Below are 23,333 nucleotides of genomic sequence, written 5' to 3' on the forward strand. Positions count from 1 at the left end.
CGTAGCGTCAGCCCGTCAGCGAGGTCCCATGTCCGACGAAGCGTCCATCCAATTCTCCGAGCGCGAGGCGCTGCTGTTCCATTCGGAGGGGCGTCCCGGCAAGCTCGAGATCATCGCTTCGAAGCCGATGGCAACCCAGCGCGACCTCGCGCTCGCCTATTCGCCGGGCGTCGCCGTGCCGGTTCAGGCGATCGCCGACGACCCCGCAACCGCCTACGATTACACCGCAAAGGGCAACCTCGTCGCGGTCATCTCCAACGGCACCGCGATCCTCGGCATGGGCAATCTCGGCGCGCTCGCATCGAAGCCGGTGATGGAGGGCAAGGCGGTGCTGTTCAAGCGGTTCGCCGACGTCGATTCGATCGATATCGAGCTGAAGACAGAGGACGTCGACCGCTTCATCGACGCGGTCGAGCTGATGGAACCGACCTTCGGCGGCATCAACCTCGAGGATATCAAGGCGCCCGAATGCTTCATCATCGAGCAGACGCTGCGCGAACGGATGAACATCCCGGTCTTCCATGACGACCAGCACGGCACCGCGATCATCGCCTCGGCCGGGCTCATCAACGCCTGCCTGCTGACCGGGCGAAAGCTGCAGGACGTGCGGCTCGTCGTCAACGGTGCCGGCGCGGCGGCGATCGCCTGTACCGAATTGATGAAGGCGATGGGCGTACGCCACGACAACGTCATCATGTGCGACAAGGCCGGCGTGATCTATCAAGGCCGCGACGACGTGAACCAGTGGCAGTCGGCGCATGCGGCGAACACCGACCGTCGGACGCTGACCGAGGCGCTGGCGGGTGCCGACGTGTTCCTCGGCCTGTCCGCCGCGGGCGCGCTCAAGCCCGAGATGGTCGAGCATATGGCCCCATCCCCGATCATCTTCGCGATGGCCAATCCGGAACCGGAAATTCGCCCGGAACTGGCCAAGGCGGCGCGCCCCGATGCGATCGTCGCCACCGGTCGATCGGATTATCCCAACCAGATCAACAACGTGATCTGCTTCCCCTTCATCTTCCGCGGCGCGCTCGACGTACGTGCGACCGGCATCAACGACGCGATGAAGATCGCCGCGGCGAATGCCATCGCCGAACTGGCGCGCCAGCGCGTGCCGGAGGAGGTGGCGGTCGCTTATGGTGTGCAGCACAGCTTCGGCCCCGAATATATCATCCCGTCGCCGTTCGACCCGCGGCTGATGGAGATCGTGCCGACCGCCGTCGCCAGGGCGGCGATGGATTCCGGCATCGCGCTCAAGCCGATCCTCGACATGGAGGCGTATCGCCAGTCGCTGCGCGCACGGCTCAACCCGACGACCTCGGTGCTCAGCCTCGCCTATGAAGGCGCGCGCGCGCGGCCGAAGCGGGTGCTGTTCGCCGAGGGCGAGGAAGAGGTCGTGCTGCGCGCCGCGATCTCGTTCAAGGAAGGCGGCTATGGCACCCCGGTGCTGGTCGGCCGCGACGACGTCTACGATCGCCTGAAGGCATTGGGTGTGACCAATCCGCAGGAATATGAGGTTCACAACAGCCGCCATTCGCCGCTGGTCCCGAAGATGGTCGATTTTGTCTACGCCCGGCTCCAGCGGCGTGGTTACCTGCGCCGCGATGTTGAGCGGATGATCAACCAGGATCGCAACGTCTTCGGTGCGGCGCTGCTCCAGCTCGGCGAGGCGGATGCGATGATCACCGGCATCACCCGAACCTGGGCGGAATCGATGCGTCAGGTGAAGCGCGTCATCGATCCGGAGGCGGGTCGCACCCCGTTCGGCATCCACGTGCTGGTCGGGCAGAGCCACACCGTGTTCATCGCCGACACCACGGTCAACGAACGCCCGACCGGCGAACAGCTCGCCGACTTCGCCGAACAGACCGCGCAGGTCGCGCGCCGCATGGGCCACGAGCCGCGCGTCGCGATGCTCAGCTATTCGACCTTCGGCAATCCGAAGGGCGCGTGGGTCGACAACATCCGCGATGCCGTATCGGTGCTCGACGGCCGCAACGTCGGCTTCGAATATGAAGGCGAGATGCCGCCCGACGTCGCGCTCAACCCGAAGCAGATGAAGAACTATCCGTTCGCGCGCCTGTCCGGCCCCGCCAACATCCTCATCATGCCGGGCCTGCAATCCGCGCATATCTCGGCCAAGCTGTTGCGCGAACTGGGCGGCGACAATGTCATCGGCCCGATGCTGATCGGCATGGAAAAGCCGGTGCAGATCGCGCCGATGACCTCTACGGCGAGCGAATTGGTGACGCTCGCCGTGCTCGCGGCGGGTGGTATCGCCCGCTGATACTGCTTCCGCTTGCATATTAAATAAAATTGCTTTCCATATCTCCCGCGGCCTCGAGACCGCGGGAGACAGGAGAGAGCTTATGAGGGGGTTGCTGTACGCTGCGCTGGGCGTGACCGCGCTGGCATCGGTGCCGACCGGATCGGCACAGACCGGCGATATCCTGCAAAAGGCGATCAACACGCCGGGCGTCGCCTATAGCGTCTATGGCGCGGGGCAGACCAACAAGCCGTTGAAGGCGGATGTCGTCGGCGGCCGTGCGCTCCAGGTCGTCGTCACCGCGACTGGTGGCAACGTCTGGGATGTCGGCGCCAGTTCGCCGATCGCCAAGCCGATCGCAAGGGGGGACAGGATCGTCGTCGCCTTCTGGGCGCGCGCGCCGAAGCTGGCGGGCGACGCCACCGCGCCCATCCCCTTCGCCGGGGTTGCGATGGCCGCCACGCCCTACACGCCGATCGTCACCGGTTCTGCGGCCGTAGGACGCGAATGGAAGCTGCAACAGGTTACCGGGGTCGCGGCCAGCGATGCCGCGGCCGGCGCGGCGATGGTGTCGCTGCACCTCGGCGGGGCCAAGGCGGTGTTCGAATTCGGCCCGATCTTCGTACTCGATCTCGGCAAAGGCGGTTGATCCGCGTGCCCGCTATTCTTGAAGGAATTATCCATGTTTGACCGGCGTTCGATCATCGTTGGGGGCGCGACGCTGGTCGCCGGTTGCGCGACGCCCGTGCGTCCCGGCACCGCCGGCACGGCACCGTCCCGCTTCGTCGGTGTCGACGGCCTGCACTTCGTGCGCGACGGCAAGCCCTATCGCTACGCCGGTGCCAACGTCTGGTATGGCGCATGGCTGGGCGCGGACACCGCCTATGGCAACCGTGCGCGGCTGGGGCGCGAACTCGACCGGCTACAGGCGCTCGGTGTCCGTAACCTCCGCATCATCGGTTCGGCGGAGGAATCGCCGCTGAAGAACTCGATTACGCCGGGCTTCCGCGGCAAGGGCAGCAGCTACAACGAAGATTTGCTGAAGGGCCTCGACTGGACGCTTGCCGAAATGGCGAAGCGCGACATGACCGCCATCGTCTACCTCGCCAATTTCTGGGAATGGTCCGGCGGGATGATGACCTACCTGTCGTGGGTCAACGGCGGCAACTTCATCAACATGAACGATCCCGCACATCCATGGCCGGAATTTCCGGATCGCAACGCCGCTTTCTACACCAGCCGCCCCGCCCAGACGCTGCTGCGCGATTATATCAGGGCGGTGGTGCAGCGGACCAATAGCGTCACGGGCATCCGCTATGCCGACGATCCGACGATTATGGCATGGCAGCTCGCCAACGAACCGCGCCCCGGTGGATCGGATGCGGTCGCGGTGCCGAACCTGCCCAACTTCTACCGCTGGATCGACGAGACGGCGCGGTACATCAAGGCGCTCGATGGTCATCATCTGGTGACCACCGGGTCGGAGGGGCTGAAGGGCTCGATCGAGCGCGAAGACGTCGTGCTCGACGCGCATCGCTCGCCCGCGATCGATTACATGACGACGCACATCTGGCCTAACAACTGGAGCTGGATGGACGCGGGCAATCTCGCCACCACCTATGACGCCGGCTCCGCCAAGGTCGCCGACTATATCGCGGCCCACGTCCGGCTGGCCCGCCAGCTCGGCAAGCCGTTGGTGATCGAGGAGTTCGGCTATCCCCGCGATGGCGCGACCGCTTACGATCCGAAGATCGCCACGACGTTCAAGGACCGCTTCTATCGCCAGATCTACGCGGCGGTCGAAGCGGACACTGCCGCCGGTGGACCGCTCGCCGGTTCCAACTTCTGGGCGTGGAACGGCGAGGCGCGGACGCCGCATGCCGACTATCGCTTCGTGCGCGGCGATCTCGGCTACATGGGCGACCCCCCGCACGAGCCGCAGGGCTGGTACGGGGTGTTCGATAGCGACGCGAGCACCATGGCGGTGATCAAGGCGCACGCGGCGGCGCTGGCGGGGTGACTCCAACCGAGAACCGTCACCCCAGCGTAGGCTGGGGTCTTTAGCCGCGGAAGACCCCAGCCTGCGCTGGGGTGACGGTTTGGGGGCTAGGCGTCGATGCTCGTCCCCAGCGCGGCATGCACCAGCCCGCCGTCGACGGTGATCGTTTCGCCCACCACGTAATCCCCGGCGCGGCTGGCGAGATAGATCGCCGCGCCCGCCATGTCCTCGTCTGTCCCGATCCGCCCGGCGGGAATGCCGCGCGCGATCGCATCGCCATGGTCGCGTGCCGCCTTGTTCATCTCGCTCGGGAACGCCCCCGGCGCGATCGAGGTGACGTTGATCGCATCCTTCACCAGCCGCGCCGCCAGCCGCTTGGTCAGATAGATCAGTGCCGATTTCGACGCGTGATAGCTGTAGGTTTCCCACGGGTTGAGCCGCTGTCCGTCGATCGAGGTGATGTTGATCACCTTGGCCGGCCGCCCCGGCGTACCCGCGGCCTTCAAGGCGGGATGCAGCGCCTGCGTCAGGAAGAATGGCGATTTGACGTTGAGGTCCATGACCTTGTCCCAGCCGCTCTCCGGGAACTCCTCGAACGGCACGCCCCACGCTGCGCCGGCATTGTTGACGAGGATGTCGAGCCGCTGCTCATGCTCGGCGAGTTGCGCGGCGAGCGCCTTGCAGCCGGCGACGGTGCTGACGTCCTGGGGCAGGGGGATGCAATTCGGTCCCAGTTCCGCGGCGGCATCCTCGCACGCGCCTGCCTTGCGCGACGAGATATAGACCCTCGCCCCCTGCGCGATGAAGCCAGCGGCGATCATCTTGCCGATCCCGCGACTCCCCCCGGTGACGAGCGCGACCTTGCCGTCGAGGCGGAAGAGGGTGGTGGTGTCCATGAATGTCTCCAAATCGTCACCCCAGCGCAGGCTGGGGTCTTGTCGCGATGTGCGATGGCGCATGCGTGGGGGGGGGGGCAGCCTGCGCTGGGGCGACGGACGTCAGGTCACCCGCCGCGCTTCATCGTCTCGCGGGCGATGATGACCTGCTGGATCTGGCTGGTGCCCTCGTAGATGCGGAACAGCCGGACATCGCGGTACAGCCGCTCGATCCCGTAATCCGCGATGTAGCCGGCGCCGCCGTAGATCTGCACCGCCTTGTCGGCGACGCGTCCCACCATCTCGCTGGCGAAATACTTCGCGGCCGCCGATTCCAGCACGACATCCTCGCCGCGATCCTTGGTAGCCGCGGTTTCCAGCACCATCGCGCGGGCGACCAGCGCTTCGGTCTTCATGTCGGCGATCATGCCCTGGATCAGCTGGTGGTTGGCGATCGGCTGGCCGAACTGGCTGCGACTGCCGGCATAGGCGACGCTGTCCGCGATCAGCCGCTCCGCAACCCCGACGCAGACCGCGCTGATGTGCAGCCGGCCGCGATCGAGCACCCGCATCGCGATCTTGAACCCTTCGCCCTCCGCGCCCAGCCGGTTGGCAGCGGGAACGGGGACGTCGTCGAAATGGACATCGGCGACCTTCGCGCCCTTCTGCCCCATCTTCTTTTCGGGTTCGCCGATGGTGATGCCGGGCAGGTCCCTGGGTACGAGGAAGGCGGAGACGCCCCGCGCGCCCTTCTCCTCGCCGGTGCGGGCCATGACGGTGAACAACTGCGCCTTGTCGGCATTGGTGATGTAGCGCTTCGTGCCGGACAGCCGATACACGTCGCCGTCCCTCACCGCCCGCGTCTTCACCGACCCGGAATCGCTGCCGACGTCCGGCTCGGTGAGGGCGAAGCTGGTGACGATCTCGCCGCTCGCGATCCGCGGCAGCCAGTCGGCCTTCTGTTCCGCCGTGCCGGCCATGACGAGGCCCTGACTGCCGATGCCGACGTTGGTGCCGAAGCTGGAGCGAAAGGCGGGCGTCGTCCGCCCCATCTCGATCGCGACACGGCATTCCTCGACCATGTTCAGGCCGAGGCCGCCGTATTCCTCCGCGATCGACAGCCCGAACAGGCCCATCTCCTTCATCTCGGCGATGACGGTGTCCGGGATCGCATCGGCAGTCTCGACATCCGCTTCCAGCGGGCGAAGGCGTTCGGCGACGAAGCGCCGGACGGTGTCGATCAACGCGTCGAATGTCTCGGGATCGAGGGCCATGTCGCTTCCAGTGCAATACCCCGTACGGGGCCGGTCATGTCGTCGCCCCTGGGTAGATCGCGCCGCCGGCGCGCGCAAACCCGAAATTCAAATTCGACAGCGTTGACGATGAGGAGCACCATACTATCATCGGTGAAAAGGTCAGGAGCCAGGATGCGATTTGCAGGTAAACGCGCGGTCGTCACCGGCGGCGCATCGGGCATCGGGCGCGCGACGGCGCTGAGACTCGCGGACGAGGGCGCGCAGGTGCTGATCGGCGACATCGACCGGGAGGCAGGGGAGGCGCTGGCCGCCCGTTCCGGCGGCGCGATCGCCTTTCAGCCCACCGATGTCACCGACGCGGCCCAGATCGAGGCGTTGATGCACGCAGCCGATGCGGGGGGCGGGCTCGACATCGTGTTCAACAACGCCGGCGCCGGCGGCGCGCGCGAGCGGATCGGCGATATCGCGGCGGAGGATTGGGACCGGACGATGGCGCTGCTGCTGCGTTCGGTGGCGCTCGGGATCCGCTTTGCGGCGCCGCTGATCGCCAGGCGGGGCGGCGGCGCGATCGTCAACACCTCATCGGTATCGGCGCTCGGCACCGGTTATGCGCCGACGGCCTATTCGACCGCCAAGGCCGGGGTGCTGCACCTGACGAAGCTGGCCGCGGCCGATCTGGCCGCCGCGCGGATACGCGTCAATGCGGTGGTGCCGGGTTTCATTCTCACCGGCATCTTCACGCGCAACCTCGATCTCGACGCCGACCGGCGCACGCAGGCGGATGCCATGATCGCGCGCAACGCCGCCAGGGCGCAGCCGGTCGCGCGCGCCGGCCGGCCCGAGGATGTCGCTGCCGCCGTCGCCTTCCTGGCCAGCGATGATGCGGCGTTCGTCACGGGCACCCACATACTGGTCGATGGCGGCCTGACATTGGGTACGCGCGCAAGCTGGGATCCAGCCGAATCGTCGTTGCTTTCCGCGCTGGCGGCGATGCGATGAACGGCGCCGGCGCACGCAGCCCGGTCGCGACACCCGCAGCGCGGCGGCTGCCCGGGACAGGCCGACTGACCTATTCCCGGTAGTTCCGCCCGTTCAGGCGAGCGACAGGAACATCGCATTTTCGTCTGGTCGGCGCGCAAACACCGTTCGTCTCTTATGGTTCCCGCGGCCATTGGAGAAAAGAATAACCCCGGCTAGCGACATCCTCGACGAACGGGTTTTGACCGGGGGGTCAGCAAATGACTGTGAAGACGTTGGCGGCGCGCTTTGCGCTGGTGGTTTCGTGCGGCCTGATGACGGCCACACCTGCGATGGCCCAGTTCTGGCAGTGCGCACCTTATGCTCGCGAGATTTCGGGCATCTCCATCCATGGCAACGCCAACACGTGGTGGGGACAGGCCGCCGGCAAATACGCTCGCGGTCATGCGCCCAAGGTCGGCGCCGTACTTGCCTTCCAGTCCACCCGTCGCATGCGTGTCGGTCACGTCGCAATGGTGTCGCAGATCGTCAGCGATCGCGAAGTCCTGCTGACCCACGCCAACTGGTCGCGGCCCGGTGCGATCGAACGCAACGTGCGGGCGATCGACGTTTCCGCTGCCGGCGACTGGAGCGAGGTGAAGGTGTGGTACGGACCGCTCGGTGGGCTCGGCACCTCCAGCTACCCGACCAACGGCTTCATCTATTCGGATCATGCGCCGGTTAACGACGCAGCACCGATGGCGGATACCAACGTGATCGCAACCGTCGCGGCGGTGCCGGTCATCCCCACCGCGGGCGAATGAGCCTCAGGCTGGCTTGAAGGTCATCGCCACGCCGTTCATGCAGTAACGCTTGCCGGTCGGCTTGGGGCCATCGTCGAATACATGGCCCAGATGTCCGCCGCATTGCCGGCAATGGACCTCTACGCGCTCCATCAGCAACGAACGATCCGTCGTGGTCGCGACCGCATTGGGCAGCGGCGCCCAGAAGCTGGGCCAGCCGGTCCCGCTTTCGAACTTGGTTCTGGACGAGAACAACGGCAGCGCGCAGCCCTTGCAGGCGAAGGTGCCGGCGCGATGCTCGCCGTTGAGCGGGCTGGAGTACGGCCGCTCGGTGCTCTCATGGCGCAGCACGCTCCACGCCGCATCGCCCAGCTTCTTGCGCCATTGGGCGTCGCTCATCTGCACGGGATAGCGTTCGGCCGCGGCTGCGGGGGCGCTGCGGCAGCCCCACAGGGCGACACCCGCCAGACCGCTGGCAGCGAGGGTTAGGAACGAGCGGCGATCGGAAACATGAACCATACGGGGGATATAGGCACCGCCGCCCCCGTCCGCATCCCCGACGGGCAGATCAGTAGCGGCTGATCTCGACGGGCAACTGGCGATAGCCGTGGACGAAGCAGGCGGCGACGCGGGTCGGTTCGCCGACGACGTTCACGCGCATCCGCCGCTTCGCCATCTCTTCCAGCAGGATACCGATCTGCATCTCGGCAAGACGCGCGCCGACGCAGCGGTGGATACCGTGGCCGAATGCGAGATGCCGCCGCGCGTTGGGCCGATCGACGACTATGGCATCGGCATCGGGCCCGAACACGCTTTCGTCGCGGTTGGCCGACAGATACCAGAGCGCCAGCTTGTCGCCCTCGCGGATGGTCCGTCCCATCAATTCGGTATCGCGGGTCGCCGTCCGCCGCATGTGCGCGAGCGGCGTCTGCCAGCGGATGATCTCCTGCGTCGCGTTGGGGATCAGGGCAGGGTCCGCTTCCAGCTTTGCACGGCTGTCGGGAAACCGGTCGAGGCCATAGGCGAGGGCGGACATCGTATTGCGTGTCGTGTCGTTGCCACCGACGATCAGCAGGATCAGGTTCCCGATGAATTCGAAATGATCCATGTGGCTCATCGCGTCCGAATGGATCATCATGCTGATCAGGTCGGGCGTCTGCGGCTTGCCGACCTTGCCGTTCCAGAGCTGCTGAAAATAAGCACCGCATTCGTACATGTGTCCGAGCCGCTGTCTGCGCAGTTCCTCGTTTTTGATCAGCTCGATATCGCCCGCCCAGTCCGACCAGAAGGTCAGCTTGCGCCGGTCTTCCCACGGGAAGTCGAACAGGATCGCCAGCATCTGCGTGGTCAGTTCGATCGACACCGTATCGACCCAGTCGAAACGGGTATTCCACGGCAGGCCGTCGAGCAGTTCGGCGGTGCGCTGCCGGATGTCGTCGCTCATCCGCGTCATCTCCGACGGCGTGAACGCGGGCGCCACCGTCCGGCGCTGGGCGGTGTGGACCGGCCGGTCGCGTGCGATGAACATCGGCATGCGGACGTCGCGTTCCGGGATAAAATCGGCCAGCGTGATGCCGCCGATCTCCGACGAATAGAGTTCCGGAAGCGATTCGACCTCGACGATCGGCTTGTAGGTCGAGATCGACCAATACGGGCCGTAGTCGCTGTGTTCGCAATAATGGACCGGCGCCTCGGCCCGCAATCGGGCGAACGGCGCCTGCCATCGGTCGTCGCGGTAAAGTTCGGCGCGGCTGACGTCGAGCGGATCCACCTGCACGTCCGCCGGCTGCATCAGGGTCGCCATGATCTCTCTCCTGCTCTTTTGCCGGGAGGAGATACCCAACTGACACCTATGTCAATTGACTACGTCAAAGCGACGACATGCGCGCGGGATGCGCTACCCGCGCGCGCGTTTCCAGAACGGCTTGGCACTGCCCGACTGCAACACGCCGCGACGGAACAGCCGTGCCCCGAGCGTGATAAAGATCGATACCCACAGCAATTGCCACGCGATCGCCGCGATGTGGGGCCACAATTCGGGCGACGTCGCCGCGCGACCGGCCATTGCGAACGGCGAGGAGAGCGGGAACATCTCGGCCAGCGTCGCGATCCAGCTGCCCGGCCGCGCGGTCCCGGCCAGCGCCAGTGCCAGCATGCCCATCTGCAGGACGGATATCGGCAGCGCCAGCATCTGGATTTCGCGCGGCGTCGACGCCTGTGCGCCAACGACGAGGAATGCGGAACCCAGCAACAGATACGCCATCGTGAAATAGGTGACGAACAGCGCGACGAATGCCGGCATGCCGACCGCGGCCTGAATGGCGAGCGCCGATGCCACTTCCGGCGGCAGCAGCGATCCCAGCTTTGCGATGATCGTCCCCCAGAAACAGACGAACAGGATCGCGACGCCGAACATGCCGAGCAGCTTGCCGAGGAACACGCTTTCCAGCGGCACGGCGGCGGCGAGCACCTCGATCACCTTGTTGTTGCGCTCTTCGGCCATCGTGCCGACGGCCTGGCTGGCGAGGAACAGGTTGAGCAGGAAGACACCGAAAACGGCGAACGACGCCGACTGGCGACGATTGCCCATCGACCCGCCTGGCCGTTCCATCGCCGTCTTCACCGCATTCACCTGCGGTACGTTGCCGTTCAGCCGGTCGGCGGCGAGCGTTTCCGCAGCAAGCAGTGCCAGATAGTCCGCGGCGCGGCGGCCGCGCGGGCCATAGAGGACCTGCGGCCTGTCGAGCGAGCCATAGAGCACGGCGGTCGCCTCGTAATCCTTGGCGGCGAATGCGGCCCGCGCCTGCGCGGCGGCATCGCCGGCGGGGCGCAGCGTGGTCAGTCCGGGGGGCGCTTCCTCGCCGCGTCGAAACACGCTGCGCAACCGGGTGTCGGCGGCGGCGATGGTTTCCGCCTGCGCGTCCGGCACGATCGCCACGATCCGCGTCTTGTCGGCCCGCCCGTCCGCGACACTCGCCGCACCCAGACCGCCGACGGCACCGAACGATCCCATGATGACGGGGGCGAACAGGAACAGCAGGAAGATCGGCGTGAACACCGTGGCGATGAAATCGCGCCGGGCGATGGTCAGCGCCTGACGAACCGTACGGGCGAGGCTCATGCTGCGGTCTCCTGAACGACATCGCCCGCTGCATCGCGACCGACGATCCGGACGAAGGCGTCGTGCAGGCTGGGCCGTTCGATCGACAATCCGCCGATGCCGTACCCGCGCTCGATCAGCGTCACCAGCAATCCCTCTATCCCTTCACGCGGCAACTGGAACCGCCAGCCCCCGTTGCCGTCCGGCACGGCGTCATGCGGCAGCACCGTGGCCACCGCGGCATCGGAACGGGTCGGCAGATACCGGACCTGGCTCGGCAGCGTGCCGCGGGCATCGTCCACGGTCCCCTCGAACCGGCGCTTGCCGCCGGCGATGATCGCCAGCCGGTCGCACACGCGCTCGGCATGGGCCATGATATGCGTCGAGAACAGGACGGTCGCACCGCGATCCCGCTCGGCCAGGATCAACGCCTCGAGCTTTTCCTGATTGACCGGGTCCAGCCCGGAGAACGGCTCGTCGAGGACGAGCAGGTCCGGGCGATGCACCACCGATCCCAGCAGCTGGACGAGCTGGGCCATCCCCTTGGACAGCTTCTTGATCTTCTCGTCGATCGCGTGGCCCAGCCCGGCCGCTTCCATCATCTCGGCTGCGCGTGCCCGGCCGGTGCGACGATCCAGCCCGCGCAGGGCACCCATGAAGGCGATCGCATCGCGCGCCTTCATCGACGGATACAGGCCGCGTTCCTCCGGCAGGTAACCGACGCGGTCGCTTGCCTCGCGCGGGGAAAAATGGCCCAGGATCGATCGCCGGCCCTCGTCGGGTTCGATGATGCCCAGCAGCGTCCGCAACGTCGTCGTCTTGCCTGCGCCGTTCGGCCCCAGCACGCCGTAGATCGCACCGCGCGGCACCGACAGGTCGACGCCGTCGACGACGCGACGATCGCCGAAACGCTTCACCAGATGTTCGGCGAATACCGCCGCTTGATCGTCCGCCAAAATCGCATCCCGCCCGTATGCCGGGCCGATGACCTCGACCCCCGATCTGTGGTAGCGGCGCGACGTGTTCGAACACAAGCAGCAACCCGGCATCGAGGCGCGCATCAAGGCGAAAGCGGCGGAGCTGGGCTTCGTCGCCTGCGGCATCACCCGCGCGGACGCCGCGCCGTTGACAGCGCTCCGGTTGCGACAATGGCTGGACGAGGGACGCCACGGCGACATGATCTGGATGGAGGAGCGGGCGCACCAGCGCGGCTCTCCGGCCGGTCTCTGGCCGGACGTGCGCAGCGTCATCGCGCTCGGCATGAGCTATGCCCCCGCCGCGGACCCGCTGCGGCTGGCGGCGGCGGGCGAGATCGGCCGCATCTCCGTCTACGCACAGGGCGGGGATTATCACGATGTGGTGAAAAAGGCGCTGAAGGCACTCGGCCGCTGGCTGGCGCAAGAGGCGGGGTGCGACCTCAAGGTGTTCGTCGACACCGCGCCGGTGATGGAAAAGCCGCTCAGCGAGGCGGCGGGGCTGGGCTGGCAGGGCAAGCATACCAACCTCGTCAGCCGCGATTCGGGCAGCTGGCTGTTCCTCGGTGCGATCTACACGACGCTCGACCTGACGCCCGACACACCCGGTCGCGACACTTGCGGCTCGTGCGACGCGTGCCAGCGGGCCTGCCCGACCGACGCCTTTCCCGCGCCCTATCGGCTCGATGCGCGGCGTTGCATCTCGTATCTGACGATCGAGCATGCCGGTCCGATCCCGGACGAATTTCGTGCGAGCCTCGGCAACCGCATCTACGGCTGCGACGATTGCCTGAGCGTGTGCCCGTGGAACAAGTTCGCGGCATCGGCGGCGGCGAACATGGCGTTCCATCCGCGTGCCGAGCTGACGGCACCGGCGCTTGCCGACCTGCTGGCGCTCGACGATGCCGGGTTCCGGCAGGTGTTCGCCGGATCGCCGATCAAGCGCATCGGCCGCAATCGCATGGTTCGCAACGCTGCGATCGCTGCGGGGAACAGCGGGTCGCGGGCGTTGCTGCCGGTGCTGGAACGCCTGCGCGACGATGCCGACGCGGTCGTGGCCGAGGCGGCGGCATGGGCGATCGGGCGATTGACCCGGGTCTAGGGCAATCCCGTCCGTCGCGAAGCCGGCATCATTTACCCCCGTCGCGCCGCGTCAGTGCGGCCACGCAGCTTGCGCGATCGATCGTACTGCCATCGAGTTCCCGCGCGTCGACATACGTCACGCGCGGCGTCTCCGACCCCTTGCCGTAAAAATAGGCGTCCAGCACACAAATAGCCCCAACAAACTGGAGCTTGCGGGCGGTGCCTTCGCGGATGTCGGCATCCGGCTGGCCGAACAATTGCGTCAGGCTCGCCGCATCCTGACCGAGCACGCGCTCCAAACCGGCGGTGGTATAGGGGATGACGGCCCGTCCGACTTTCGGCGCGACGACGCCGGGTGCGGCGCACGCACTCACCGTCAGGGTCAGAACGATCGCCGCCAGTGTCTTCACGCGTCGGTTCCCTTTCGCGACGCGTGGAACAGATGCGTCGCCATCGCTGCACCGAGGATCGGCGCAAACAGGTTTAGCAGCGGAACCACGAACAGGCCGGTGCCGGCAAGCCCCAGCACGAAGCGGCGCGCCCGCGTCGCCTTGCGCCAGGCCCGCATCGTCGCATCGTCCATGTGGCGGCTGGCGACGGTCTCGCCCAGATCGCGACCCAGTAGCCATGCGTTGACGAGGAAGAAGGCAATGGCCGGCCCGATCGCGGTAAACAGCAGCGCGATATAAACCGGGATCAGCGCAAGGTTGATCGCGATCGCGCGGCCCGCCGAAGCCAGCGCCATGCGACCGGAGCGGGTGAACGCAACTGGCCGCGCCCGAGCATGCGCGACGGGGTAATGCCGTGCCTCGACCGCGGCGACCACCTCGTCGCCGAACACGCCTATGACGGCGACAGCGACGACGCGGAACAGCAGCCACGCGCCGAGCACGAGCAGGACGATGGCGGTAGCACCGGCCCATCCGCTGCCGGTGTCGCTGCCCACGATCGCATCGAAGGCGGCCTTGAGCGCGACGTAAAGCACGCCGCCGATCGCGGCGAAGATCGCGAGTGTCGTCGTAAGGGACTTGGCAAGAACGCGCAGGATTGCGACGTCACCGAGTTGAGCGAACGACAGGATAAGGGCGCGCAGCATTCGTCCGGCGTGGCAATCGATCCGCATGCCGTCAACCGTCGGTACGTTGCGTGGCGGGCACCGCGTCTCTAGGAGGCGGCATTTGGCAATCTTTCGGAGCGACGATCCCTTGTCCCACCCCAAATATGACGTGGTCGCGATCGGCAATGCCATCGTCGACATCCTCGCGCAGGCCGACGACGCCTTTATCGAATCGATCGGTGTCGCGAAGGGATCGATGCAGCTGATGTTCTCGCCTGAGGACGCCGACGCGCTTTATGCCAAGATGGGTCCGGGACGCGAAGTGTCGGGCGGGTCAGCGGCGAACACCGTGGCCGGAATCGCGGCGCTCGGCGGGCGCACTGCCTTCATAGGGCAGGTCGCCGACGACCAGCTCGGCGAGGTGTTCGCGCACGACATCCGGGCGGCCGGGGTTGCTTTCGACACCGCGGCACGGCCGGGCCAGCCGACGACCGCGCGCTGCCTGATCTTCGTGACGCCGGATGGACAGCGGACGATGAACACCTACCTCGGTGCATCGCAGTTCCTGCCCGAGGCAGCGCTCGACCTGTCGGTCATCGAGGATGCGGCGATCCTGTACCTCGAGGGGTATCTGTGGGACCCCGAGGAACCGCGCGCAGCGATGCGCGCGGCGATCGAGGCGGCGCGAAAGGCGGGGCGCAAGGTGGCCTTCACGTTGTCCGACGTGTTCTGCATCGGTCGCCATGGCGGCGATTTTCGCAGCCTGATCGCCGATGGCCTGATCGACATCCTGTTCGCCAACGAGGGCGAATTGACGGCGCTGGCCGAGACCGACGATTTCGAGGCAGCGGCGGTAAAGCTGTCGGCGCAGGTGCCGACGCTGGTCGTGACGCGCGGCGCATCGGGTGCGTGCGCGATCCAGCACGGTACGCGTGCCGAAGTGGCCGCCGAGCCGATCGAGCGGGTGATCGACACTACCGGCGCGGGCGACCTGTTCGCGGCAGGCTTCCTCCACGGTCAGGCGCAGGGCAAGGGACTGGAACAGTCGCTTCGCCTAGGCGCGATCTGCGCGGCGGAGATCATCAGCCACTTCGGCGCCCGCCCGAACGTCGACATGAAGGCACTTGCAGCTTCCAAGCTGGGCTGACCTACCTTCCCTCTCCCATCGGGAGAGGTAACAAGCCGGCGTTAGCCGGCGAGCGGTGAGGGCAGGAGCGATGCGCTGTCTTTTTACGCGCAGAGGCGCAGAGGTATTTTTGCCTCCCGCGGCATGCGCGCCGTGAGCGCCCTCCTTGCATCTTCGTGTGAAATTACCGTCTTTGGACATGAAAAAGGGCCGGTGGGTCGCTCCACCGGCCCGTTTATTCGTTCACCAAAGCCTCAGTTCAGCGGCTTGGCGATCTCCGGCTGCATCGCGGGATCGTCCACCACGTCGGTGATGCCGCGGCCCACGTAGGACCGGTTGCGGCTGTAACCGAAGTAGATCAGCAGGCCGATCAAGCCCCAGCCCGGCAGGACCAAGATCGCGATCAGCGGCAGCGAGAAGAACAGGTACAGGCAGCCCAGGATCGCGGCCGGCGCGACGAGCCACACCAGTGGGGTGCGGAACGGACGCTTGCGGCCTGGATCGGTCTTGCGCAGTACCAGCACCGAAATCGCCACCATCAGGAAGGCGAACAGCGTCCCCGAATTGGAGTAATCGGCGAGCTTGCCGACCGGCAGGAACGCGGCGGCGAGCGTCGTCGCAATGCCGGTGACGATCGTCACGACATGCGGTGTCCGGTATTTCGGGTGGACCGTGGCCAGCTTAGCCGGAAGCAGGCCGTCGCGCGCCATCGTGAAGAACACGCGGGTCTGGCCGAACATCATCATCAGCACGACGGACGGCAGCGCCAGTGTGGCGGCGAGTCCGATCAAATTGCCGACCTGCACCCAGCCGATCGTGCGCAGCACGTGGGCGAGGGCTTCACGCGAACAGGACAGCGGCTCCAGCGCACCACCGGCGACGATCGCACGGCAGCGGTCGGCGAGTTCCGACGTACCTGGCGACAACAGCGTGCCGGCCGCATCGCGCACCGGCTGTGCGCCGAGCGGCGAACCGATCGCACCCGCTGACACAAGCAGGTAGAAGATGGTGCAGAAGCCCAACGACGCGATCAGACCGATCGGCACGTTGCGCTGCGGGTTCTTGGTTTCTTCTGCCGCGGTAGAGACGGCGTCGAAACCGACATAGGCGAAGAAGATCGATGCAGCAGCACCGGCGACGCCGGTGAAGCCGGTCGGCATCAGCGGTTCGAAATGCTCGAGGTTCATAACCGGCAGCGACAGCGCGACGAACAGCGTCAGCGCCGCGACCTTGATGCAAACCAGCACCGCGTTGACGCGTGCGCTCTCGGTGGTGCCGATCACCAGCAGCCACGTAACGAGGCCGGAGATGATCACTGCCGGCAGGTTGATATAGCCGCCTGCGGAGGGGCCGTTGACCCATTCCATCGGGACCTCGACCCCGAGCAGATTGCGCAACTGCCCAACCATATAACCCGACCAGCCGACGGCGACCGCAGAGGCACCGACCGCATATTCGAGGATCAGCGCCCAGCCGACCATCCAGGCGAGCAATTCGCCCATGACCGCATAGGTGTAGGTATAGGCGGAGCCGGCGACCGGAACCATCGAGGCAAGTTCGGAATAACACAGCGCCGCGACCGCACAGACGAAACCGGCGATGATGAACGAGATCATCATGCCCGGCCCGGCCTTTTGCGCGGCTTCGGAGGTGAGGACGAAGATGCCGGTGCCGATGACGGCGCCCACGCCCAGCATGGTGAGCTGGAACGCTCCGAGTGAGCGATGCAGGCCGCGTTTTTCGGCCGTGGCGAGAATGGCGTCGAGTGGTTTGACGCGCCCGAATAGCATTATGATGTATCCCCCCAGATACGGACGGTCCTTGAAGCGCCGCCGCATGGTGAAGCGTCCGATGCTAACCGCAAATGGGGCAGAGGCAATCCCTTATCGTGGATGAGGGCTGCGGACGGCCCGCGTGTGGGGGGCGCGCCTTCAACCCGCGAGCATCAATCCCAGCGGCTTGCCGCCGAACAGGTGGACGTGAAGGTGCGGCACTTCCTGTCCGCCGTGTCCGCCGACATTAGCGAGCAGGCGATAGCCGGGCACGACGAGCCCGTGTTCACGGGCGACATGGCCGATCACGCGAATAAAGCCGGCGATCTCCGCATCGGACCCGCGCGCGGAGAAGTCATCCCAAGACACGTACGATCCACGCGGGATCACCAGAATGTGTATCGGCGCTACGGGCGCGATGTCGTGGAAGGCAACGGCGTAATAATTCTCGTACACGCGTTTCGAGGGGATCTCGTCGCGCAGGATCTTCGCGAAGATGTTCTGGTCGTCATAGGGCAGGGTGGCATCGATCGGCATCGTGCGGTCCTTCAGCGGGAAGCTTTCTCGTCATGCCCGGACACGCCGTCGCGCCGGGCGAGTTCGGCGCGGACGTCGTGGAGGCCCAGCCCGGCATCGGCGAGCAGGACGAGCAGGTGGAACATCAGGTCGGCGGCCTCGGACGCGAGCTTGTCGGGCTCGGCGAGGGCGGCGATCACCGTCTCGGTCGCTTCCTCCCCGACTTTTTGCGCGATCTTGGCACGACCCTTGGCGAACAGGCTGGCGACATAGGAGCTGCCGGGGTCGGCAGCGTCGCGGCGGGCGCGGATGGTGGCTTCCAGGCGATCGAGCGGGTCCATGGCCCCCGCTTGGCGCGGGAGGCGGGGAGGGGTCAATCCTTCTTTGCGGCCCGATGCGCGAACCGGCGGCGCATCGCCCGGCGAACGAGCCATACGCCGAACGCGGCGACGACGAACAGCGCGATGTCGGACCATTCGGGTCCGGTCTTGCGATGGACGATGCCGGAATGGCCGCCGGCGACGCTGAGGACCGCGACCGCGGTCACGCCGCCAGTGCCGCTTCGTCGGACGAGACGAGCCAGTCGAGCGCGGCGTCGGCAGAATCGAAGATGCGCAGATAGGGCTGGGTCATGAAGCGGCGCACCTGCAACCGCGTGATCGCGCTGGTGGTGACGATCGCGATCCGGCTGGCGCGGTGGAACGCGCCGAGCCGGCGGTTGATCGCCTGCGCGGCGTCGACCGGCTGGACGCTGGTGGCGCTCATGTCCATCCGCAGGCGATAGCCGGGCGCGAACCCTTCCTCGCGGAAGCGGCGGACCAGTTCGTCGGCATAGGCATCGACCGACGGCTGATCGAACAGGCCGCTCCACCGGATGTCGATGAGGTTGAGGTTGTGGCGAAAAACGATCGAATACATGGGGCAAGCTTGTGCCACGCAAGCGTTGCCGAAGCGCTAAGGGTTTGTTTGGAAATGCGCTGAAGCGCATTTCGCGGTGCCGGCCCGCTCCCCCTCCCGTCCACCCACACGGTATCCTGAATGGGTGGACGGGAGTGGGTAGCCCTGCAAAGTATTACTCTGCAGCGACCGAGGGGGAGCGGGCCGGCACCGCATCGAAACTTGCTCTTCCGCGAGTTTCCAAACAAGCGCTAAACGATCGGTCGGCGCACCGGAATGCCCGCCGCGGCGAGGGCCGCATGCGCATCCGCGATGCTCGCTTCGCCGAAGTGGAAGATCGATGCGGCGAGGACGGCGCTGGCATGGCCGTCGCGGATGCCGGCGACGAGATCGTCAAGGCCGCCGACGCCGCCGCTCGCCACGACGGGAACGCTGACCCGGTCGGCGATGGCGCGGACGAGCGCGAGGTCGTAGCCGCTGCGCGTGCCGTCGCGGTCCATCGACGTCACCAGCAACTCGCCCGCGCCGAGTTCGGCGAGGTGGACGGCATGGGCGATCGCATCGATACCGGTCGGGCGGCGGCCGCCGTGGGTGAACACCTCCCACCGGTCGCCGACCTTGCGGGCGTCAACCGAGGCGACGCAGCACTGGCTGCCGAAGCGTTCGGCGATGTCGGCGACGACTTCCGGGCGCGCGACGGCGGCGGAGTTGACCGCGACCTTGTCCGCGCCGGCGAGGAGGAGCGCGCGGGCGTCGTCGGCGGTGCGTACGCCGCCGCCGACGGTCAGCGGCATGAAGCACACCGCGGCGGTGCGGCGGACGACGTCGAGGATGGTGCCGCGGTCTTCGTGGCTGGCGGTGATATCGAGAAAGCAGAGTTCGTCCGCGCCGGCGGCATCATAGGCGCGCGCCTGCTCGACGGGGTCGCCGGCGTCGCGCAGTTCGACGAAGTTGACGCCCTTGACGACGCGGCCGTTGGCGACGTCGAGGCAGGGGATCACGCGGGCGCGGACGGTCATGCTGCTTGCCTGAAGGATGATTGTTCACGCGAAGACGCGAAGACGCGAAGAGAAGCAGGTTTTGCCCGCGGAGGCGCGGAGGACGCAGAGTCCCTTGTGGCACGCCGACCGCGCCAGCGGTCATTCGTCGATACGCCGCGGAGTGAGGAGGACAGCGTTTCGCGCGATTCCCGACATCTCTGCGTCCTCTGCGCCTCTGCGCGCAAAACCTTCTTCGCGTCTTCGCGTCTTCGCGTGAACATCATTCTGCTGCCGCCCGCGCCACTTCGAGCGCTGCGGAAAGGTCGAGGCGACCGTCGTACAGCGCGCGGCCGGTGATGACGCCTTCGACGCCGTCGCGGACGTGGAGGGCGAGGACGTGGATTTCGGCGATGCCTTTCACGCCGCCGCTGGCGATGACGGGAATCGATACCGATCGGGCTAGGTCGACCGTCGCCTCGACATTGCAGCCCTTGAGCAGCCCGTCGCGACCGACGTCGGTGAACAGCAGCGAGGCGACGCCGGCATCCTCGAACCGGCGGGCGAGATCGACGACGCTGGTGGTCGAGACATCCGCCCAGCCCTTGGTCGCGACCATGCCGTCGCGAGCGTCGACCGCGACGACGACGCCGCCGGGGAAGTCGCGCGCGGCGGCGCGGACGAACTCCGGGTCCTCCAGTGCGGCGGTGCCGATGACGACGCGCGACACGCCGAGGTCGAACCAGCGTTCGACGCTGGCGCGGTTGCGGATGCCGCCGCCCAATTGGACGTGGCCGGGGAAACGCTCGACGATCGCGCGGACCGCTTCGCCGTTGACCGATTCGCCGGCGAAGGCGCCGTCGAGGTCGACGACGTGGAGATGCTGTGCGCCCGCGTCGGCGAACAGCATTGCCTGTGCGGCGGGGTCGTCGCCGTAGATCGTGGCGCGGTCCATATCGCCCTCGGCGAGGCGGACGACCTGGCCGTTCTTCAGGTCGATGGCGGGGAAGACGATCAGGGACATGGCGTGCTCTTGCTCCCCTTCCGGTGAGGGAGGGGCTTGGGGGTGGGTTGAGGCTTGGCGATACTGCTGACGTGAGTGCAATCCGACCCGTATTGCGGACACGCGACCCACCCCCGGCCCCTCCCTTGCAGGGAGGGGAGCGCTTACGGGCGCCATGCGAGGAATCGCTCGAGCATCGCGAGCCCGTAGCGCTGGCTCTTCTCGGGATGGAACTGGACGCCTAGCATCGTGTCGCGGGCTATCGCGGCGGCGACGGGGCCGGCATGATCGCTGGTCGCGATCACGTCATCGCCCTCATAGGCATAGCTGTGCAAGAAGTACGCCTCGCCAGCCGGGACCAGCGCGTGGTCGGACACCGGCACGACGTCGTTCCATCCCATGTGCGGGACCTTCGCCTCCATCGTGCCGGGCTCGAGCCGGCGGACGCGGCCGCGGATCCAGCCGAGGCCGCGGTGCTGGCCCATTTCCTCGCCGACATCCGCCATCAGCTGCATGCCGACGCAGACGCCGAGGAACGGCGCGGCTTCGCGACGGACGCGCTGATCCATCGCCTCGACCATGCCGGGGACGGCGCGGAGGGCATTGGCGCAGGCGCCGAACGCGCCGACGCCGGGCAGGACGATGCGGTCGGCCTTCGCCACGATCTCCGGATCGGCGGTCACCGCCAGGTCGGTCGCACCCGCCGCGCGCAGGGCATTCTCGACCGAATGGAGGTTGCCCGCGCCGTAATCGATCAGCGCGATCGTCATGACGACAGCAGGTCGGCGAGCGGAGTCGCAGCCATGCTCGCGGTGAAGGCGATGATCTCCGCGGTCGCCAACCCCTTGGCAACGAACGGATCGTTGGCGATCAGCGCCTCGACCTCCGCCTTGCTGCCGATCGCGATGATGACGCCGCCGGTGCGCGGCTGCTTGCGGCCCGAGGCGAGCAGCAGGCCGTTGGCATAGGCATCCGACAGCCAGTCGACATGCGCGCTCATCGCGGCGTCGATCGCGTCGAGATCAGCGCCATAGGTCAGCGACACGACGCACAGGCTGGTGCCGGGGCGGACGAACGGCTCGCTCACAGCACACCCTTGGTCGAGGGGATCGCGTCGGCCTTGCGCGGATCGATCTCGACCGCGGTGCGCAGCGCGCGGGCGAGGCCCTTGTACGCCGCCTCGACGATGTGGTGATTGTTGGTGCCGTACAACGTCTCGACGTGCAGCGTAATGCCGGCGGTCTGCGCGAAGCTGTGGAACCAGTGTTCGATCAGCTCGGTATCGAGTTCGCCCAATCGCGAGACGGTGAACGCGGTCTTCCACACCAGCCACGGCCGGCCCGAGATATCGAGCGCCACCCGGGTCAGCGTCTCGTCCATCGGGCTGAGCGCGTCGCCGTAACGGCGGATGCCACGCTTCGCGCCGAGCGCCTGCGCCACCGCCTGGCCGAGCGCCAGCGCCGAATCCTCGACAGTGTGATGCCCGTCGATGTGGAGGTCGCCGTCCACCTTAAGGTCGATGTCGATCAAGCCGTGGCGGCTGAGCTGTTCGACCATGTGATCGAGGAAGCCGATGCCGGTATTGATCGAATAGACGCCGGTGCCGTCGAGATTGACGGTGACGTCGATCCGCGTTTCGGCGGTTGAGCGGTTGATCGTGGCGATGCGCATGTCGACACGCCCCATACGTGGGTGTTCTGCCACACACAATCTTGACCGGTCCCGCCGATACGCTACCCAAGGGGGATGACCGACGGACTTCCCGATAGCCTGATCCCGTATGACGAGATCGTCCAGGAAGCGCTGCGCGCCGTTGTCGGCCGCGTGCTCGGTTCCGTCGCCGAATCGGGCGGGTTGCCGGGCGAGCATCATTTCTACATCACCTTCAAGACGCAGGCGCCGGGCGTCGACATTCCACAGCGGCTCATCGAGCGCTTCCCGGACGAAATGACGATCGTCATCCAGAATCGCTACTGGGATCTGCTGGTCGACGAGCGGAAGTTTTCGGTGGGGCTGAGCTTCAATCAGGTGCCATCGAAGCTCGTCATCCCCTATTCAGCGATCACCGGCTTCCACGATCCGGCGGTGAATTTCGAACTGCGTTTTCAGGCGACCGAGGACCCCAGCGACGGTCCAGAGCCGCATGACGAGGCTGAGAACGACGGCCCGGCCGTGACGCCGGCAGCGGACGGGTCGAACGTCGTCAGCGTGGACTTCAAACGCAAGAAATGAGTGCGCCCGGCGATCCTGAGGTGGTCGCCGCTCCCACCGAAGCGGATCGCGATGCCATCCTCGCGCCCTTGGTCGCTCACAATGAGACGATGGTCGGTCCTACCGAGCGCCATACCGTCGCCATCGTGTTGCGCGATACGGACGGGACGATCATCGGCGGGCTGTGGGGTACGACCGGGTTTCGCTGGCTTTTCGTCCAGTACCTTGCCGTACCGCCCGCGCTGAAGGGGCAGGGGCGGGGCCGCGCCTTGATGCTTGCGGCCGAAGAGCAGGCACGGCGCTTCGGGTGTATCGGTGTGTGGCTTGATACGTTCAGTTTCCAGGCACGGGGTTTTTACGAGAAGCTGGGCTATCATGTGGTCGGCCGCATCAATGATTTTCCGCCCGGTGAAACAAGGTTCTTCCTCAACAAGCGGATCGACTGACCGGGTTTCGGGTTG

27 protein-coding genes are annotated in these 23,333 nt (G+C 66.6%); 9 read left to right on the top strand and 18 right to left on the bottom strand.

Annotated elements, in window-relative coordinates:
• Positions 1-28 precede the first annotated feature (28 nt).
• The 3 genes from NF699_18805 (at position 29) to NF699_18815 (ending at position 4,286) form a co-directional block, all read left to right on the top strand.
• Positions 29-2,287, top strand: coding sequence for an NADP-dependent malic enzyme (locus NF699_18805; protein USU05051.1), 2,259 nt, complete (start codon positions 29-31; stop codon positions 2,285-2,287).
• 82 nt (positions 2,288-2,369) lie between these two features.
• Positions 2,370-2,915, top strand: a complete 546-nt coding sequence (locus NF699_18810; GenBank protein USU05052.1) for a hypothetical protein — start codon at positions 2,370-2,372, stop codon at positions 2,913-2,915.
• Between the two features lie 33 nt (positions 2,916-2,948).
• Positions 2,949-4,286 carry a cellulase family glycosylhydrolase gene (locus NF699_18815; GenBank protein ID USU05053.1) on the top strand — a complete coding sequence of 446 codons (1,338 nt, stop codon included), beginning with the start codon at positions 2,949-2,951 and terminating at the stop codon, positions 4,284-4,286.
• A gap of 86 nt (positions 4,287-4,372) precedes the next feature.
• Here NF699_18815 and NF699_18820 read toward each other — a convergent pair whose 3' ends face one another.
• Both NF699_18820 and NF699_18825 read right to left on the bottom strand, forming a co-directional pair.
• Positions 4,373-5,161, bottom strand: coding sequence for an SDR family oxidoreductase (locus NF699_18820; protein USU05054.1), 789 nt, complete (start codon positions 5,159-5,161; stop codon positions 4,373-4,375).
• Between the two features lie 107 nt (positions 5,162-5,268).
• Complete coding sequence (locus NF699_18825; GenBank protein USU05055.1) at positions 5,269-6,414, bottom strand: acyl-CoA dehydrogenase family protein; 1,146 nt, start codon at positions 6,412-6,414, stop codon at positions 5,269-5,271.
• Between the two features lie 153 nt (positions 6,415-6,567).
• On the opposite strand from NF699_18825, the gene NF699_18830 reads away from it, so the two are divergent.
• Both NF699_18830 and NF699_18835 read left to right on the top strand, forming a co-directional pair.
• The gene (locus tag NF699_18830) at positions 6,568-7,395 is read left to right on the top strand and encodes an SDR family oxidoreductase (GenBank protein USU05056.1); all 828 of its coding nucleotides are present in this window, start codon (positions 6,568-6,570) and stop codon (positions 7,393-7,395) included.
• A gap of 239 nt (positions 7,396-7,634) precedes the next feature.
• A complete protein-coding gene (locus NF699_18835) occupies positions 7,635-8,177 on the top strand; it encodes a CHAP domain-containing protein (protein USU05057.1) in 543 nt (180 codons plus the stop codon).
• A gap of 3 nt (positions 8,178-8,180) precedes the next feature.
• Here the strand turns inward: NF699_18835 and msrB are convergent, their stop codons facing one another.
• From msrB to NF699_18855, 4 genes are all read right to left on the bottom strand, one after another.
• Positions 8,181-8,675 carry a peptide-methionine (R)-S-oxide reductase MsrB gene (gene msrB, locus NF699_18840; protein USU05058.1) on the bottom strand — a complete coding sequence of 165 codons (495 nt, stop codon included), beginning with the start codon at positions 8,673-8,675 and terminating at the stop codon, positions 8,181-8,183.
• A 49-nt stretch (positions 8,676-8,724) separates the two neighbouring features.
• Complete coding sequence (locus NF699_18845) at positions 8,725-9,960, bottom strand: cytochrome P450 (GenBank protein USU05059.1); 1,236 nt, start codon at positions 9,958-9,960, stop codon at positions 8,725-8,727.
• Positions 9,961-10,053: 93 nt separating this feature from the next.
• Positions 10,054-11,277 (bottom strand): ABC transporter permease, encoded by a 1,224-nt coding sequence (locus tag NF699_18850; GenBank protein ID USU05060.1) that lies wholly within the window; start codon positions 11,275-11,277, stop codon positions 10,054-10,056.
• Complete coding sequence (locus NF699_18855) at positions 11,274-12,212, bottom strand: ATP-binding cassette domain-containing protein (protein USU05061.1); 939 nt, start codon at positions 12,210-12,212, stop codon at positions 11,274-11,276. Before NF699_18855 ends, NF699_18850 begins: the two co-directional genes overlap by 4 nt.
• A 64-nt stretch (positions 12,213-12,276) precedes the next feature.
• Here NF699_18855 and queG point away from each other — a divergent pair, with 64 nt between their 5' ends.
• Positions 12,277-13,332 carry a tRNA epoxyqueuosine(34) reductase QueG gene (gene queG / locus NF699_18860; protein USU05062.1) on the top strand — a complete coding sequence of 352 codons (1,056 nt, stop codon included), beginning with the start codon at positions 12,277-12,279 and terminating at the stop codon, positions 13,330-13,332.
• 28 nt (positions 13,333-13,360) lie between these two features.
• Here the strand turns inward: queG and NF699_18865 are convergent, their stop codons facing one another.
• Both NF699_18865 and NF699_18870 read right to left on the bottom strand, forming a co-directional pair.
• Complete coding sequence (locus NF699_18865; GenBank protein ID USU05063.1) at positions 13,361-13,723, bottom strand: hypothetical protein; 363 nt, start codon at positions 13,721-13,723, stop codon at positions 13,361-13,363.
• Positions 13,720-14,409: an EI24 domain-containing protein gene (locus NF699_18870; protein USU05064.1), complete on the bottom strand. Its 690-nt coding sequence runs from the start codon at positions 14,407-14,409 to the stop codon at positions 13,720-13,722. The genes NF699_18865 and NF699_18870 overlap by 4 nt, the downstream gene beginning before the upstream one ends.
• A 109-nt stretch (positions 14,410-14,518) precedes the next feature.
• Between NF699_18870 and NF699_18875 the strand changes: the two genes are divergently transcribed.
• A complete protein-coding gene (locus NF699_18875) occupies positions 14,519-15,517 on the top strand; it encodes an adenosine kinase (protein USU07153.1) in 999 nt (332 codons plus the stop codon).
• 233 nt (positions 15,518-15,750) lie between these two features.
• On the opposite strand, the gene NF699_18880 is transcribed toward NF699_18875, so the two are convergent.
• The 10 genes from NF699_18880 to hisB form a co-directional block, all read right to left on the bottom strand.
• Positions 15,751-17,286, bottom strand: coding sequence for an amino acid permease (locus tag NF699_18880; protein USU05065.1), 1,536 nt, complete (start codon positions 17,284-17,286; stop codon positions 15,751-15,753).
• A gap of 141 nt (positions 17,287-17,427) precedes the next feature.
• Positions 17,428-17,805: an HIT domain-containing protein gene (locus NF699_18885; GenBank protein ID USU05066.1), complete on the bottom strand. Its 378-nt coding sequence runs from the start codon at positions 17,803-17,805 to the stop codon at positions 17,428-17,430.
• A gap of 11 nt (positions 17,806-17,816) precedes the next feature.
• Positions 17,817-18,125, bottom strand: coding sequence for a phosphoribosyl-ATP diphosphatase (locus NF699_18890; GenBank protein ID USU05067.1), 309 nt, complete (start codon positions 18,123-18,125; stop codon positions 17,817-17,819).
• Between the two features lie 32 nt (positions 18,126-18,157).
• Positions 18,158-18,331 carry a hypothetical protein gene (locus tag NF699_18895; GenBank protein ID USU05068.1) on the bottom strand — a complete coding sequence of 58 codons (174 nt, stop codon included), beginning with the start codon at positions 18,329-18,331 and terminating at the stop codon, positions 18,158-18,160.
• The gene (locus tag NF699_18900; protein ID USU05069.1) at positions 18,328-18,702 is read right to left on the bottom strand and encodes an STAS/SEC14 domain-containing protein; all 375 of its coding nucleotides are present in this window, start codon (positions 18,700-18,702) and stop codon (positions 18,328-18,330) included. Before NF699_18900 ends, NF699_18895 begins: the two co-directional genes overlap by 4 nt.
• Positions 18,703-18,932: 230 nt before the next feature.
• The gene (gene hisF / locus NF699_18905; protein USU05070.1) at positions 18,933-19,700 is read right to left on the bottom strand and encodes an imidazole glycerol phosphate synthase subunit HisF; all 768 of its coding nucleotides are present in this window, start codon (positions 19,698-19,700) and stop codon (positions 18,933-18,935) included.
• Between the two features lie 241 nt (positions 19,701-19,941).
• Positions 19,942-20,682 carry a 1-(5-phosphoribosyl)-5-[(5-phosphoribosylamino)methylideneamino]imidazole-4-carboxamide isomerase gene (gene hisA, locus NF699_18910; protein ID USU05071.1) on the bottom strand — a complete coding sequence of 247 codons (741 nt, stop codon included), beginning with the start codon at positions 20,680-20,682 and terminating at the stop codon, positions 19,942-19,944.
• 143 nt (positions 20,683-20,825) lie between these two features.
• Positions 20,826-21,431 (bottom strand): imidazole glycerol phosphate synthase subunit HisH, encoded by a 606-nt coding sequence (hisH, locus tag NF699_18915; GenBank protein ID USU05072.1) that lies wholly within the window; start codon positions 21,429-21,431, stop codon positions 20,826-20,828.
• Positions 21,428-21,748, bottom strand: coding sequence for a YciI family protein (locus NF699_18920; GenBank protein USU05073.1), 321 nt, complete (start codon positions 21,746-21,748; stop codon positions 21,428-21,430). The genes hisH and NF699_18920 overlap by 4 nt, the downstream gene beginning before the upstream one ends.
• The gene (gene hisB / locus NF699_18925; GenBank protein USU05074.1) at positions 21,745-22,332 is read right to left on the bottom strand and encodes an imidazoleglycerol-phosphate dehydratase HisB; all 588 of its coding nucleotides are present in this window, start codon (positions 22,330-22,332) and stop codon (positions 21,745-21,747) included. The genes NF699_18920 and hisB overlap by 4 nt, the downstream gene beginning before the upstream one ends.
• Positions 22,333-22,407: 75 nt before the next feature.
• On the opposite strand from hisB, the gene NF699_18930 reads away from it, so the two are divergent.
• Together NF699_18930 and NF699_18935 are read left to right on the top strand one after the other, a co-directional pair.
• Complete coding sequence (locus NF699_18930; GenBank protein USU05075.1) at positions 22,408-22,893, top strand: ClpXP protease specificity-enhancing factor SspB; 486 nt, start codon at positions 22,408-22,410, stop codon at positions 22,891-22,893.
• Positions 22,890-23,318 (top strand): GNAT family N-acetyltransferase, encoded by a 429-nt coding sequence (locus NF699_18935; GenBank protein USU05076.1) that lies wholly within the window; start codon positions 22,890-22,892, stop codon positions 23,316-23,318. The genes NF699_18930 and NF699_18935 overlap by 4 nt, the downstream gene beginning before the upstream one ends.
• The last annotated feature ends 15 nt before the right edge of the window (positions 23,319-23,333 follow it).

This window comes from Sphingomonadaceae bacterium OTU29LAMAA1, assembly GCA_024072375.1.
Lineage (GTDB): Bacteria > Pseudomonadota > Alphaproteobacteria > Sphingomonadales > Sphingomonadaceae > Sphingomonas.